9 protein-coding genes and 1 rRNA gene are annotated in these 14,004 nt (G+C 58.7%); 2 read left to right on the top strand and 8 right to left on the bottom strand.

Translation table 11 applies throughout. The annotated features are described in order from the left end of the window. Positions 1-47 precede the first annotated feature (47 nt). Positions 48-163 (top strand): 5S ribosomal RNA (rrf, locus tag PSH88_RS29630). 65 nt (positions 164-228) lie between these two features. Here the strand turns inward: rrf and PSH88_RS29625 are convergent. The 4 genes from PSH88_RS29625 to PSH88_RS29610 all read right to left on the bottom strand — a co-directional run bounded on the left by PSH88_RS29625 (position 229) and on the right by PSH88_RS29610 (position 5,600). Then, positions 229-1,425, bottom strand: coding sequence for a PepSY-associated TM helix domain-containing protein (locus tag PSH88_RS29625; protein WP_305427075.1), 1,197 nt, complete (start codon positions 1,423-1,425; stop codon positions 229-231). A 71-nt stretch (positions 1,426-1,496) separates the two neighbouring features. Beyond that, positions 1,497-3,998, bottom strand: coding sequence for a TonB-dependent siderophore receptor (locus PSH88_RS29620; RefSeq protein WP_305424292.1), 2,502 nt, complete (start codon positions 3,996-3,998; stop codon positions 1,497-1,499). Positions 3,999-4,086: 88 nt separating this feature from the next. Further along, positions 4,087-5,100 (bottom strand): FecR domain-containing protein, encoded by a 1,014-nt coding sequence (locus tag PSH88_RS29615; RefSeq protein ID WP_305424291.1) that lies wholly within the window; start codon positions 5,098-5,100, stop codon positions 4,087-4,089. Continuing rightward, on the bottom strand, positions 5,100-5,600 hold the full coding sequence (locus PSH88_RS29610; protein ID WP_305424290.1) for a sigma-70 family RNA polymerase sigma factor: 501 nt from the start codon (positions 5,598-5,600) through the stop codon (positions 5,100-5,102). Before PSH88_RS29610 ends, PSH88_RS29615 begins: the two co-directional genes overlap by 1 nt. A gap of 292 nt (positions 5,601-5,892) precedes the next feature. Here PSH88_RS29610 and PSH88_RS29605 point away from each other — a divergent pair, with 292 nt between their 5' ends. Beyond that, the gene (locus PSH88_RS29605) at positions 5,893-7,773 is read left to right on the top strand and encodes a methyl-accepting chemotaxis protein (protein ID WP_305424289.1); all 1,881 of its coding nucleotides are present in this window, start codon (positions 5,893-5,895) and stop codon (positions 7,771-7,773) included. Between the two features lie 135 nt (positions 7,774-7,908). On the opposite strand, the gene PSH88_RS29600 is transcribed toward PSH88_RS29605, so the two are convergent. From PSH88_RS29600 to PSH88_RS29585, 4 genes are read right to left on the bottom strand one after another with little or no spacing between them, the layout of a single operon-like run. Further along, positions 7,909-8,376: an SRPBCC family protein gene (locus PSH88_RS29600; protein WP_305424288.1), complete on the bottom strand. Its 468-nt coding sequence runs from the start codon at positions 8,374-8,376 to the stop codon at positions 7,909-7,911. Positions 8,377-8,405: 29 nt separating this feature from the next. Next, the gene (locus PSH88_RS29595) at positions 8,406-11,822 is read right to left on the bottom strand and encodes a non-ribosomal peptide synthetase (protein WP_305424287.1); all 3,417 of its coding nucleotides are present in this window, start codon (positions 11,820-11,822) and stop codon (positions 8,406-8,408) included. 13 nt (positions 11,823-11,835) lie between these two features. Next, positions 11,836-12,765: a diiron oxygenase gene (locus tag PSH88_RS29590; protein WP_305424286.1), complete on the bottom strand. Its 930-nt coding sequence runs from the start codon at positions 12,763-12,765 to the stop codon at positions 11,836-11,838. Beyond that, positions 12,762-13,538 (bottom strand): DUF3050 domain-containing protein, encoded by a 777-nt coding sequence (locus tag PSH88_RS29585; protein WP_305424285.1) that lies wholly within the window; start codon positions 13,536-13,538, stop codon positions 12,762-12,764. Before PSH88_RS29585 ends, PSH88_RS29590 begins: the two co-directional genes overlap by 4 nt. Positions 13,539-14,004: the final 466 nt, after the last annotated feature.

The raw sequence follows: 14,004 nt of genomic DNA, 5'->3' as shown, positions 1-14,004 counted from the left end.
CGATTTTGCTGGCACGTTACCGCTGTAACGGGCTGGTCACAGAATTTCTTGACGACCATAGAGCATTGGAACCACCTGATCCCATCCCGAACTCAGCAGTGAAACGATGCATCGCCGATGGTAGTGTGGGGTTTCCCCATGTGAGAGTAGGTCATCGTCAAGATTGAATTCCGAAACCCCTGTCTGCTTATGCAGACAGGGGTTTTGTCTTTCTGGGCTATAGAAACCTCAATCCGGGACGGGGCACATCTCGCTCTTACGTGCCTTGCTACTCCTTCGAGCCAGCAACTTGCGCCACCAGATATAAATACCCGTCCCTGACAATACTGCAATCAAAACACCTAACACCGCGATCATCACTTGCCCGGTAAGCCCAATGATTCGCCCTCCGTGTATCGGTAATTGCAGCCGATAGAAGCGCTCCCCCAAGGTGCCTTGCCCCGCGATTTCCTGCCCCAGTAAACGCCCGTCCGTGCCATGGAAGAACAGCCAGGACTTTCCATGGGCCTCGGTATCATGTTGCCCAAACCCTGCCCCATAAAAGTTGTACTCAAAGCTGTAATACAACTCCCCGATCGCAGCTGTCAGCCCCAGCCTTTGCCCTTCCTGCAACGCACGTTCATAAGCCTGTTGATAACTCAGCCGCGTAACTCCCAGCTCCTCGGCAGGCATGCGTCCGCGGGCCTCGTAAACGCTCGGTTCAATCGGCGAAAACAGTGAAGCTGCAGGCTTGAAGACCTGGCTCGGCAGGTTCATGGCGACACTGCTGACAGCGATCGGCAACAGCAATAACCAAAGCCACAATCCCCCCGCCCGATGCAGATCGAAATTCAACCGATAGGCATGCCCACCCTTGATCTTCCAGGCCGTCGACCACTTCTTCCAGAACGGTTTCCCGCGTGGAAGCGTCAGCCAAAGCGCAATGAAACAATCGACAACCCAAGCGATTGCGACCAGTCCCATTAACAACAAACCCCAGTTATCCGGCAGGACCAGGTTGTAGTGAAACTCAAGAATGAAGGGGATGAAGTTCTCCCGCTGCAAACAGCATTCTCCCCAGAACCGCTGACCTTTCTGCTCGCCATTGACCGGGTCCAGATAGAACACCTGATTGGGTTCGGCAAAAGGTTTTCCGGTCGCAGGGTCATTGCGTGGTACCGCAGCCAGCAATGCGGTATGACCCGGTTCTGACGGGTACTCCATGTACCAGACTTGCAGCCTCGGATGCTCCGCTTGCAGCTTGTCGACCAAGGCACCAGGTGGCAAACGCTGACCTTCGGCAGACGCTGAATAAAACCCCGGATTGAGCCACTCATCCAGCTCATGATTGAACGCCAGAATGCTGCCCGTAAGCCCCGCCATCAACAGAAACAACGCGGTCGCCAAACCAATATAGCGATGAAGTAAAACCAGGAATGTACGCATGGGATTTTCCTGCAGAGACGACAAAGCCAGCCTCTGGATTCAGGTGCTGGCTTTGTCGTAATAACGAGTGATTAGAACTGGTAGCTCACGGTAGCGGCGACGTTGCGCTCTTCACCCAGGTAGCAGAAGTTCAGGCTGGCACAGGAGGCCACGTAAGACTCGTTGGTCAGGTTGTTCGCATTCAGGCGTACGTCCACGCCCTTCAAACCCACCTTGCCCAGGTCATAGCCGACAGATGCATCGAACAGCGTGTAGGACGGCACCTTCAGGGTGTTTTCCGCATCGGCCCAGCTGTAGCCGACATAACGCACGCCACCGCCCAGACGCAGGCCATCAAGCGCTGCGCTGTCGAACTTGTAGTCCGCCCACACCGAGGCCATATGGCGTGGTGCCTGAGTCGGCGAGTTGCCCTTGTTTTCGATCACGTCGGTGTCGGTGCTCAGCGTACTGATCATCGACTTCGAATACTCGATGTCGGTGAAGGTGTAGCTGCCGAGCACTTTCAGGTTATCGGTCAGCTGCATGTGCGCTTCCAGCTCAAGACCCTGGGAGCGGACGGCGCCGACAGCGCGATAGAAGTTTTCCTGCGGCAATTTGGTCGCCAGGTTTTCCTGATCGATGCGGAACAGCGACGCCGTGAACAAGTTGTCGGTGCCCGGCGGCTGGTATTTCAGCCCCACTTCCCACTGGGTGCCATCGGTCGGTGCCAAGGGATTGCCGGCGCTGTCCGCGTAGGAATTCGGGTTGAACGACTCGGAGTAGCTGATGTACGGCGCAACACCGTTATCGAACAGGTACAAGGCCCCGGCTCGGCCCGTCAGTTTGGTGCGTTCGTCACTGATTTCCGTGCCTACAGGGCGTCCCGCTTCAGCCAGCCGATTTTCATCGGAGGTTTCAACCCAGTCCTGACGCAGACCCAAAGAGAAGCGCCACTTATCCATCTCGATCAGGTCTTGCAGGTAGACGCCGGTCTGTTCCAGGCGACGCAGATAGCTGGTCGGGCTGTAGAAGTCGATGGCCGAATTGCCGTACACCGGATTGAACGCATCGATCGGCGCAAGACCGCCACTGGTCCAGTCGACCACCGTTTTGCGTCGCTGGTAGTCCGCGCCCATCAGCACCGTATGTTTGGTTGCGCCGGTGAAGAATTCGGCTTGCAGCATGTTATCGACGATGAACGCGTGGAGCTTTTCGTCGCCGCCAGTGTAATAGCGGTTCAACTCGTTACTGGTGGGTGTGGTCCAGCCATAGGCGTAAACCTGATCGATCTTCACCTTGGAATCGAGATAGCGGAAGTTCTGCCGCGCGGTAAAGACGTCGTTGAAGCGATGTTCGAACTGATAACCGAAGGACTGTTGATCACGCTGGAAACCATCAATGCCCGGCTCGCCTTCGAAGAAGTTTGGAGAGATCCGATTGCCATTGCGCTGATGGATGGTGCCGTCGGCCGGGACGCCGCCGTGATAGCCGCCGTCGGGATCGTGTTGCAGATAAGCTTGCAGCGTCAGCGAGGTATCTTCGGTGAAGTCGATGCTCACCGTCGGTGCCAGGGCGAAGCGCTTTTCCTTGTTGTGGTCGAACTGCGTGTCGGACTGATCCGCCAACCCTATCAGACGATAGGCAATACGCTTGTCGTCATCCACCGGTCCGCTGAAGTCGAAACCCATGCCGCGTTGGCCTTGAGTGCCCACCGTGGCTTGAACCTGATGATAGGGCTCATACAACGGTTTCTTGCTGGTCAACGCCACCAGCCCGCCCGGCGAACTACGACCGTAGAGCACCGACGATGGCCCTTTGAGAATATCGACTCGCTCGAGGAAATACGGGTCCACCTGCATGGTGCTGTAGGTGCCGCTGTCGCCCATGGACTTGAGGCCGTCGAGATAGATGTTATCCACCGACCCGTCGTTGAAACCGCGCATCGCTACGTAGTCATAACGGTGGGTTGCGCCGTAAGGGTTGGTCAGCACGCCGGGGGTGTAGCGCATCGCCTGGGACACGGTTTGCGAGCCTTGGTCGTCCATTTGCTCTCGGGTCACCACGGACACGCTTTGCGAGGTTTCCAGCAGCGCGGTGCTGGTCTTGGTCGCGATCTGGCTGTGCGTTGCGTTGTAGCCCTCCATGCTGCCCAGCGCGTTACCTAGGGCGAAGCCTTTGATGTCGGTGGCAGGAAGTGCCAGGGCTTTGGTTTCAGCGACGGGTCGCAGCACATAGCTGCTGCCATCCTGACTGACGGCCACAAGCCCTGTGCCATTGAGCAAATGGCTCAACGCTTGATCCGCCGAATAGTCGCCCTGTAATCCCGGTGACTGGAGGCCCTGGGTTTGAGCCGGAGTCGTCGACAGCGTGATGCCCGCCTGACGCGCGAATTGGTTGAGCACATCGCTCAAGGAGCCGGCGGCAATGTTGTAGCGGTGGCTACTCGCTTCGCTGCCCTGTGCTGCGACGCCCAGTGTCGGCAGCAGGCCGACACCCAATGCGGTCGAGAACAGTGTCGCGCGGATGGCGTGGCGCAAGACGCCTGATTCCGCAGCGAAATGGAGAGGGTTCTTACTGATGGCGCGCACAGTCATTGTAGGTTTCCGTAGGAAGTCGCTGAAGGCAGAGTTGAAGTGCTTACTGACTAAGCCGGACTTGTTCGGAAAACCCGCCAAAAATAATTCAGGCCTGTCGCTCCAGCGTCACCCACCAGCGAGTGCGATAGCGCAGTTGTACCGGCAGGGTGTGCGGCAGGATGGCCAGCAGCTTGTCGGTGTCTTCGAGACGGAAAACTCCTGACAGCCGCAAGTGGGCAATGTCCGCTGCGCAGGTCAGGTAACCGGGCCGGTAACGTCCGACTTCATGAATAAAGTCCCCGAGGCGCATGTTGCGGGTGACGATCAGGCCGTCCACCCAGGCGCCGGCATCCATGTCCTGCGGCGGTGCCAACTGCGCTCGATTGCGATTGATCAGATAGCTCTGCCCGGTCTGCACTTGAATCGGCAGGCCTCCGGCAGCCAGTGGCGAATGGATTGCGACCATGCCGCTGGTGACGCTGAGTCGCGTGCAGTCGGTGTCCTGACGAACGATGAAGCGTGCAGCCACGCCTTCGAACACGCCGTTGCGGCTTTGCACCCGCAACGGTTGATCAAACGAAGAGCCCTCGTTCGCCCCGCCGCACGTTACGATGATCTCGCCGCGAGTCAGTTTGATCAGGCGCCGCGGCGCGGTGTAGTCCAGATCCACCGCGGTGGCGGTGTTGAGCTCCAGGCGTGTGCCATCCGGCAATTGGAAACCTCGTCGTTCGCCCGTGGCGGTGGCGAAGTCGGCGGTCCACTGTTGCCAGCCGATCACGTCCCTTCCCAGCCATGCCGCCGAACCCATCAGCAATGTGCCCGACAACAGTTTCAACGCCTGACGCCGTCCGAGTCCCTGTGCGCTGTTTTCTAAAGTATTGAAGGCGACTTGAGCGCCGGGCACCGCGCGCAAATTACGGCTCAACTCGGCTTGCAAGGACTGCACCCGTTGCCAGGCCAGTTCGTGTTCATGGTGTTCTGCCCGCCAGGCATCGCATTGCTGGCGCAGTCTGGAATTGGTCGCGTTGTTGCGCAGGCGCAGCAACCAATGGATGGCTTGTTTGACCACCTGCTGATGCGGCGCGCCGCGGCGATTCAGCGCTGAGTTATCCACAGGCATCACGCTTCATACCGCAGCACGTAACAGTGATACAGCGCGTCGGCCACATAACGTTCCACAGAACGCAGGGACAATCCCATGTGTTCGGCGATCTGCTTGTGGGTAAGTCCTTCGCACTGTGCCAGCAGAAACGCCTGACGCACTTTCGGCTTCAGGCCTTCAAGCAGGCGGGCGATGCTTTCCAGCAATTCGAGCACCAATGCCCGTGCCTCGGCGCTCGGGGTTTCGGCCTCGGGCAAATGGGCGATGGTTTCCAGGTACGCGCGCTCGATTTCCTCACGGCGCCAGTGGTCGATCACCAAGCCGCGGGCGATGGTTCGCAGAAAAGCACGAGGAGCCTTGAGCTCCAGGCGTTCGGTTCTTTGCAGCAGACGAACGAACGTGTCCTGGGCCAGGTCCGCTGCATCGGCCGCATTGCCCAATCGAGCGCGCAGCCACGTGTTGAGCCATCCGTGATGACTGCTGTAGAGCGCCTGTACTGCAAACTCAGGTGAGGACATGAACGCGACAGCCCGACGTCACAAATGATAATTAGTCGCATTGTCATTAAGGGTCAGAAAATTTGCAACTGCCGTTCGAGCAACCGTCAGCAAAACTCTGCTACTCGGGCGCTCTAGCACACCGTTCGGCGGGTATCTGACGAAATCCCTAAGATTTCTCCCACTCGTGCCGACAAGACTGGTGAGACATGCGTGCACCAAAGTAGAGCGGCCCCAGAATGCCGTCTGCGCGGTTACATGGAATGTTGCAACCCGGAACGCCTCCCCACTTTTTGCATAGAAGTCCCATGAAATGAATCTCAAGTTCAGCCATAAAATCCTGTTGGCCGCTTCAGGCGTCGTGGTGCTGGCTTTTGCGTTGTTCACTTTGTACAACGACTATCTGCAGCGAAACACCATTCGGCAAAACCTCGAGTCCTCCATTGAACAAGCCGGCGACCTCACCGGCAGCAGCGTGCAGAACTGGATGAGCGGCCGCGTGCTGGTCCTGGAAAACCTCGCGCAGAACGTCGCTCATCAAGGCGCCAATGCCGATCTGCCGGGACTGGTCGATCAACCCGCCCTCACCTCGAACTTCCAGTTCACCTACGTCGGGCAGGCCAATGGTGTGTTTACCCAGCGCCCTGACGCGAAGATGCCGGACGGCTACGATCCGCGTCAGCGCCCTTGGTACAAACAAGCCGTGGTCGCCGACAAGACCATGCTGACCCCGCCTTACATGGCTGCGGTCGGCGGGTTGGTGGTGACCATCGCCATGCCGGTGAAAAAGAGTGGCGAACTGCTGGGCGTGGTCGGCGGCGACCTGAGTCTGGAAACCCTGGTGAAGATCATCAACTCGGTGGACTTCGGTGGCATCGGCCACGCGTTCCTCGTCAGCGCCGACGGTCAGGTGATCGTCAGCCCGGACAAGGATCACGTAATGAAGAACCTGAAAGACATCTATCCGGGTTCCAGTGTCCGCATCGAAAGAGGCATCCAGGAAGTAGAGCTGAATAAGCAGGACCGCATTCTCTCGTTCACCCCGGTGAGTGGTTTACCGAACGCCGAGTGGTACATCGGTCTGTCGATTGACAAGACCAAGGCCTACGCACCACTGAGCCAATTCCGCACCTCGGCGTTGATCGCGATGTTCATCGCCGTGACCGCCATTGCGGTGCTGCTGAGCCTGCTGATCAACGTGTTGATGCGTCCGCTGACCACGATGGGCCGCGCAATGCAGGACATTGCTCAGGGCGAGGGCGACCTGACGCGTCGTCTGGTGGTAGAAAACAAAGATGAATTCGGCGAGTTGGGCGGCTCCTTCAACCAGTTCGTGGAGCGGATTCACGCGTCGATTTGCGAAGTGTCCTCGGCGACCCGTCAGGTTCATGACCTGTCGCAACGGGTGATGGCATCCTCCAACGCTTCGATCGTCGGCTCCGACGAACAAAGCGCCCGCACCAACAGCGTCGCAGCGGCGATCAACCAATTGGGCGCCGCCACCCAGGAAATCGCCCGCAACGCAGCCGATGCTTCGCAACACGCCAGCGGCGCGAGCGAGCAGGCTGATGACGGCCGTCAGGTGGTGGAAAAAACCATCCTGGCCATGACTGAGCTGTCACAAAAAATCAGCCTGTCCTGCACGCAGATTGAAACCCTGAACGCGAGCACCGACAACATCGGTCACATTCTCGATGTGATCAAAGGCATCTCCCAGCAGACCAATTTGCTGGCGCTCAACGCAGCCATCGAAGCGGCCCGCGCCGGTGAGGCCGGTCGTGGTTTTGCGGTGGTGGCGGACGAGGTGCGTAACCTGGCTCATCGCACCCAGGAATCGGCGGAAGAGATCCACAAAATGATCAGCTCGCTGCAGATCGGTTCTCGCGAAGCGGTGACTACGATGAACGCCAGTCAGGTGTCCAGCGAGCAAAGCGTCGAAGTGGCGAACCAGGCTGGCCTACGTTTGGTCAGCGTGACCCAGCGCATCGGCGAAATCGACGGCATGAACCAATCGGTGGCCGCGGCGACCGAAGAGCAGACCGCCGTGGTGGAAACCCTCAACGTAGATGTTAACCAGATCAACCTGCTGAACCAGCAGAGCGTGGCCAACCTCAATGAAACATTGAAGGATTGCGATGCGTTGTCGCAGCAGGCCAATCGGTTGAAGCAGTTGGTTGATAGTTTCAAGATCTGATCAGGGGCAGTTGAACCGCGTTATCGTTCAATCGCGGGCAAGCCCGCTCCCACAGGTGATGTGTGTACGACACAAACCATGTGGGAGCGGGCTTGCCCGCGATAGCGGTAGATCAGTCACCGCCGAACCAAAGCCTTACACAAACAGCTTCAACACATTCCCCATCGCATCATCGGCAAACCCCTGAACGAAAGCCTTGAACCCCGGCAGGGCTTCGGCGCCGCCCTGGGCCGGTTCGGCGATGATGGTCCAGGTCGCCCGCGACTTGCTCGCCCCCATGGATTCAACACTCATCGCCGCCCACAAATTGGCCACGCCCAAGGTGTTGTAGATCGTCGTCCAGGTCATGTTCAGCGCCTGGTCGTCCCGGGAGTTGAGCTGCTCGACCACCAGGTTGCCGTCCTTGAAGAATTTCTTGCGCAGCGACGATACGCCTTCGCCCGTCATCTCGATGTGCGACAGCGCCGGAATGAATTTGTCGAAGCCGGAAAAGTTGCCGACCACCGCCCAGACTTGCGTTGCATCGACCGGTACTTCCACCGAAGACACAACGCGGCAGCCTTGAGGGTTTTTGATCAGGGTATCGGGTTGCAGAGTGTTCATGGTTTTTGCTCCGTGCTTGGTTAGGTGAATCAGATGAAGTTGATTTCTTTGAGGTAGTCGCAGCCGCGTCGCAGCAGCGCCGGGGATTTTTCCGGGTAGTGCGCGCCCATCTGCCGTATGCCGGCCTGGGCGTTGTCATGGCCGATCATCGAGATGTCGCCGATGTCTTCTTCGAAGCCGTTGAGGTAGAAACCCAGCACGCCAAACAGCGCGTTATCACTGTCGACCCGGCCCAGTTGCTGCTGCCAGTCGGCGACGCTGACCATGGCGAACTCTCGACCAGCCTCACGGAAAGACGCCACGTAGGTGTCCCAGCTCAGGGGCTCGGGGTTGTGCAGGTTGAACACCGCTTTTTCGGCCTGATAACGGCTGGCGTGGAAGGCGATGAAACGGGCAAGAAAATCCACCGGCATCAGGTCGAAGTTCAGCGCGAACTCCGGCACCTGACCGAGCTGGATCGAGCCCTTGAGCATCAGCATCAGGCGATTCTTGTGGGGTTGGCAGACGCCGGTGAGGCTGTTGAAACTGATGTTGCCGGGACGATAAAGATTGACCCGCACCCCACGCTCCCGCGCTCGTTCGAGGATCCGCTCACCGACCCATTTGGACAGGTTGTAGCCGTTCTTGATGTAGATCGGTGGTGTCTGCGCGGCGGGCAATTCCAACACCCGGCCATCGTCGGAAATCGTGCTGGATGCAGAGAGCGTCGAGACGAAGTTGAAGATCTTCTTGCTGCGCCCTTCGCACAAACGCAGGCACTCGAAAATCGGCTCGACGTTATCCCGCGCCAACGACTCGTAATCGAGGACGTGATTGACGTTGGCGGCGTTGTGCACCAGCGCACCGAACTCTCGGTCCAGTCGTTGATAAACATCTTCGTTGAGCCCCAGTTGCGGGCGAGTGATGTCCGCCGCGTAAACTTGCACCCGACTCAGGTCCAGGTGCTCCAGACGGTTTTCCCGCAATGCTTGAGCAAAGCGTTGCGCCGCCGATTGCCCGCCACCATCGCGCACCAGGCACGCGACTTCGCTGGCGCCCCAGGCCAGCAGCGCTTCGACGATATGCACACCGACAAAGCTGTTGGCGCCGGTGACGATCACCTTGTGCACATCGCCTATTCGGCTGATCGGCAGCGGCTCGATGTCCAGTTCGCGGAAGGCGTCGGCCAGGGCTTTTTCACTCAGCACTTCCTCGGTCCCGGAGCCGCGCACCAAGGTTGCCAGCTTCGCAATCGTCGGCAATTCGATGAAGCGATTGATCGAGATGCTGCGGCCGAATTCCTCACGCAAACGCAGGAGCATGCGCGACAGCAGGATCGAATGCCCGCCGAGGTTGAAGAAACTTTCGTCGGTGGAAATGTCGCTGGCGGGCAGCTCCAGCAGCTCGGCCCAGATCTCCAGCAGCAACGCTTCATCGGCGCTGGTGGGCAATCGCCGTTGGCTGTTATCAGTCACGTTGACGGGCAGCTCCAGCAGCGCTTTGCGGTCGACCTTGCCGTTGCTGGCGAACGGCATGCTCGCCAGTTCGGTCCATGCGGTCGGCTGCATGTAGTCCGGCAGAAACTGCATCGCGTGGGCTTTCAAGGCTTCGCGAGCAGCCCCGGGTTGTTCTTCCTGAGGTTGCGCGAGAAAGGCCAGAATCCGTCGGTGACGGTCGATGACCACCGCCACCTGACGGTACAGCTGGCTGTCGCGCAGACAGCGTTCAATCTCTTCCGGCTCGACCCGAAAGCCGCGAATTTTCACCTGATTGTCCCGCCGCCCGCACAGCTCGATACCGTCGCGGGTCCACTTGGCCATGTCGCCGGTGCGATACGCGCGCAAGCTCTGGCCGTTCGGCAGGCGCAGGTTCAGATAGCGTTCGGCAGTCTGTTGCGGGTTGTTCAGGTAACCCAGGCACACCCCCGGGCCGACGATGTACAACTCACCGACGGTTTGCTCGGTCACCGGTTGCAAGTCCTCATCGAGGATCAGCACCTGACTGTTGGCAATCGGTGCGCCGAGTGTCCGGTTGCTGTCGCCGGTGCGCAGTTGCCGCGCGGTGATCAGCACCGTGGCTTCTGTCGGGCCGTAGAGGTTGTAGAGCTTGCCTTGGCGAGTCAGTTGCTCGATCACGTAGGGTTCGCAAACATCGCCCCCGGTCATCACATGATCGAGGACTTGCAACTGATCCAGCGGCAGGATGCTCAACAGCGCCGGCGGCAAAAACGCGTGGCTCAGCTGCTGGTGACGGATCAGCTCGACCAGTTGCAGCGGGTCGCGACGTTGGTCTTCGTTGGGCACGATCAGCTCGGCGCCCTGGAGCAGGGTCGGGAAAATATCGATCAGCGACGAGTCGAAACTCAACGATGAAAACTGCAACACCCGGCTCTGTTCGGTCAGTTGCACATAGTCGGTGTACCACGCGGTGAAGTGCGCGAGGTTGGCCTGGCTGAGCAACACGCCTTTGGGGTGCCCCGTGGTGCCCGAGGTATAAAGCGCCATGCACGGCGCGTCGAGAGCGGGTCGTTGACGCATCAAGGGTTGGTCGAGATTCACATCGCCGATGTCGATGCGGCTGATGTCCAGCCCCGGCATCGTCTCGCTGAGCGGATGTTCTCCGTCATGCAGCAACAACACCGCGCCGGCGTTTTCCAGAATGTACTGCTGACGTTGCAGCGGATGACTCGGCTCCAGCGGCAGGTACACCGCGCCGCTGCCCAGGATCGCCAGAATCCCCGCATACAACGCGCTGCATTTTGGCAAGCAGATCCCGACCACCAACGGTCCCTGATGCTGATCGAGCAACGGTTGCAAACGCTGTTGGATCGCGCGGCTGTGGGCGTGCAATTGCCGATAGCTCAGAACCGAGCCGGGGATGTTCAGCGCCGGACGTTCGGCAGACTGGATGAAGCGCTGTTCAAGCCGCTCGATCATAGGGATCTGGCCCATTTGTAGCAGCCTTGGTTCAGCCGTAGCGTTGAGCTGATGGATGAAGGCAAGGTGCTCTAGAAACTGCAGATTTTCCACCTGCTCAAAGTGCGCGGATGCCGTCGATTCGGCCTGCAGGAAATACTCGGCATCCCGGGAGAAGCGGCTGACCAGCAATGCCACGTGATCGACCAGATCGGCCACCGCTCGCAGGCGCAATGCCTGGCCGTTACCGGACAGTTCTTCGGCGACTGGCACGCGACTTAGCTGCATCGAGTTGTAGGTGCACAGCAGGTCCAATGCTGGCAGGCCCGAGGCGCCCGGCACGCCGATACCCAGCTGCAGCGTCAGGCGCGGTGCATCGCTGAAGTCCTGAAACGGCAGGCTCGCATCGTCGATCAGCAGATCAAACGTGCCCAGCGGCGGCTCCTCCAGATTCGCCAGCCGCACCAGTGAATGACCGTGTTGTTCGAGTTCCAGCGCCAGGTCGGTCAGGGCCTGGCTTTGCCCACTGAGCAAAATATCGAGACGTCTCATGATGTTCTCCTCGTTAAACCAGGTAGTCGCTCAGGGCGCTTTGCACGCACGGTGAATCGAGCAGCGAACTGCTGCGGAAAAACCGCACGATGTTGGCGACCAGCGGGTGATGGCGATTGATCGGGAAGGCCAGCCCCGACACTTCGCTCTTGAGTGCCCGGCGTGCTGCGTCGCTGATCTGCAAGGCGTCGATCAAGCGGAAGTCGAAGGACTTCTGGATGTCGTTGGTCAGGTAATGGCTGATAAACACCGGGAGGATCTGCGCGATGCACTGGCGATCGTCTTCGCTTGCGGTGTGCCAATAGATGCGCACCAACCGCGCCCAGAACCCGGAGTGGCGACCCTCGTCGAGCAAGTGGTCGGCCATCAGGCCCTTGATCGACTGCTTGACCGTATCGTCCTTGGCGAACGCCGCGACATCGCCGGTCACTGTGTTCTCGGCGATGGCCACGCAGATCAGCTCCACGGCGCTGCGCAGGTGCTCCGGTGCGAGCGCCACGGCGGCTGGAATCGCTCGGCTCAGTTCGATTTCATCCGGCAGTTCGATCGGCGCGATGCCGGTCATGGCGATGGTCTGCTGCATGAAATCCATGGCCACCAGGGCGTGGTAATCCTCGTCCACCACCACGGTCATCGCGTCGTAGCGACAGGCGAACGGGAACGCCACGCTGAAGCGGTTTTTGGCGATGCTGCGGGCGGTCTTGTCGACGATCTCGGTTTCGAAAATCACCACGTCGTTGATGAACTTGTAGAGCGTCAGCACCAAGGCGAAGTCCCGTTGTTCCGGGCATTCGCGCAGGAAGGTTTCACTCAGTACCAGCGGCTGACGGCTCAACGGATAGATCAGTTTGTCGTCGTTCTCCAGGACGCGACGGGGGCGGGTGCGAATGGTCGCGCGGCTCTCCCAGGCGTCGGCGAAGGATTGGTAGTCGGCGGCGTTCATGCGTTCACCTCCGCCACCGGTTCGCTCATGCTCAGGCGCAAACCGTCCCACAGGGCGATGCGGCTTTCCACGGCGGCAATGGCGCTGGCGTAGACATCTTCTTCGCGCTGCGGATCGCCATCGACCAGACGGGCAAGGAGTTTTTCCGCGGCCGGGCCGTGGTCTTCGGAATCGACTTCGATGTGCCGTTCCAGGTAGTAACGGAAGGTCGGCGCCTGTTCGATGCCGATGCCCCAGTCGTCGAGAATCCGCTGGAACATCTGCGGGATGACACTCTCGCGGCCATGCAGAAACGCCGCCGCCACACTGTGTCCCGGTGCATGCATCGCGGTGTGCAGGGTGTGGCGCACGAACTGCGCGGCCGCCGGGTCGACGTCGACGCTTTGCAGTGCCACGTCGTAGCTCACGCCTTCTTTTTGTAGCGTCACGAAGCGTTCGACGGCGACCGTGCTCGCACCGACTTCGCGCATCGCATCCAGATACAACTCGAAGTGGCTGTAATGACCTTGGGCCGGACGATCATCAGACTCTTCACCGAGCACGATTTCATTGATCAACCGCGCAGCCTGAGGATCTCGCGGCGGCAGCCAGGGCAGCTGAACGCAGGTCAGTTCCTGTTGCAGGCGCTTGGTCAGCGACATGAAATCCCACACCGCAAATACATGGGTTTCCATAAAGCGTTGAAGGACAGATAACGAATGTATTTCAGAGAAGATCGGGTGCGCACTAAGTTCTGCTTTCTTCTGATTGAGACGATCTTTAGTCGGTTTCATGAGCGAGCCTATAAGTGATCTGGAATACCGTTGAGGGTGGTGTTGATCAATAAGTGACGGTTGCTTGAAGTTTTTTATTGGCGAACGGGGGCCTCAATTGAATTGATGCTTTTCAGGTGTTTAATCACTAAGTAGTACTTGGTGCCCAGTGTTTACGGGCGGCGGAGAAAAACTAATACAGGAATAAAGTGTCGGGCAAGTCATTTTTTTATTAATTTAAAGTTTAACTTTATCGAGCGCGACAAACCCCAATAAGACTTTTGGATTAAGTTTTATTTTGGCGTAGTTGCTCCTTTCAGCTTATATAAGCCAAAATTCAAATAAAGAGTGAATGCCTCACTCAAAGCAACTTTCTACTGGGTTCGTTGATGTGATCTGAGAGGGTGGAAGTTGGCTGGGAATGACGCCGGTTCTTCCTTTCCCGTGGCAAGACTCCTTCCGTAGGTTCTTGGTGCGTCGACTGCTC

It is taken from the genome of Pseudomonas wuhanensis (assembly GCF_030687395.1).
Classification (GTDB): Bacteria; Pseudomonadota; Gammaproteobacteria; order Pseudomonadales; family Pseudomonadaceae; genus Aquipseudomonas; species Aquipseudomonas wuhanensis.
This window is presented reverse-complemented; position numbering and strand designations above follow the sequence as displayed.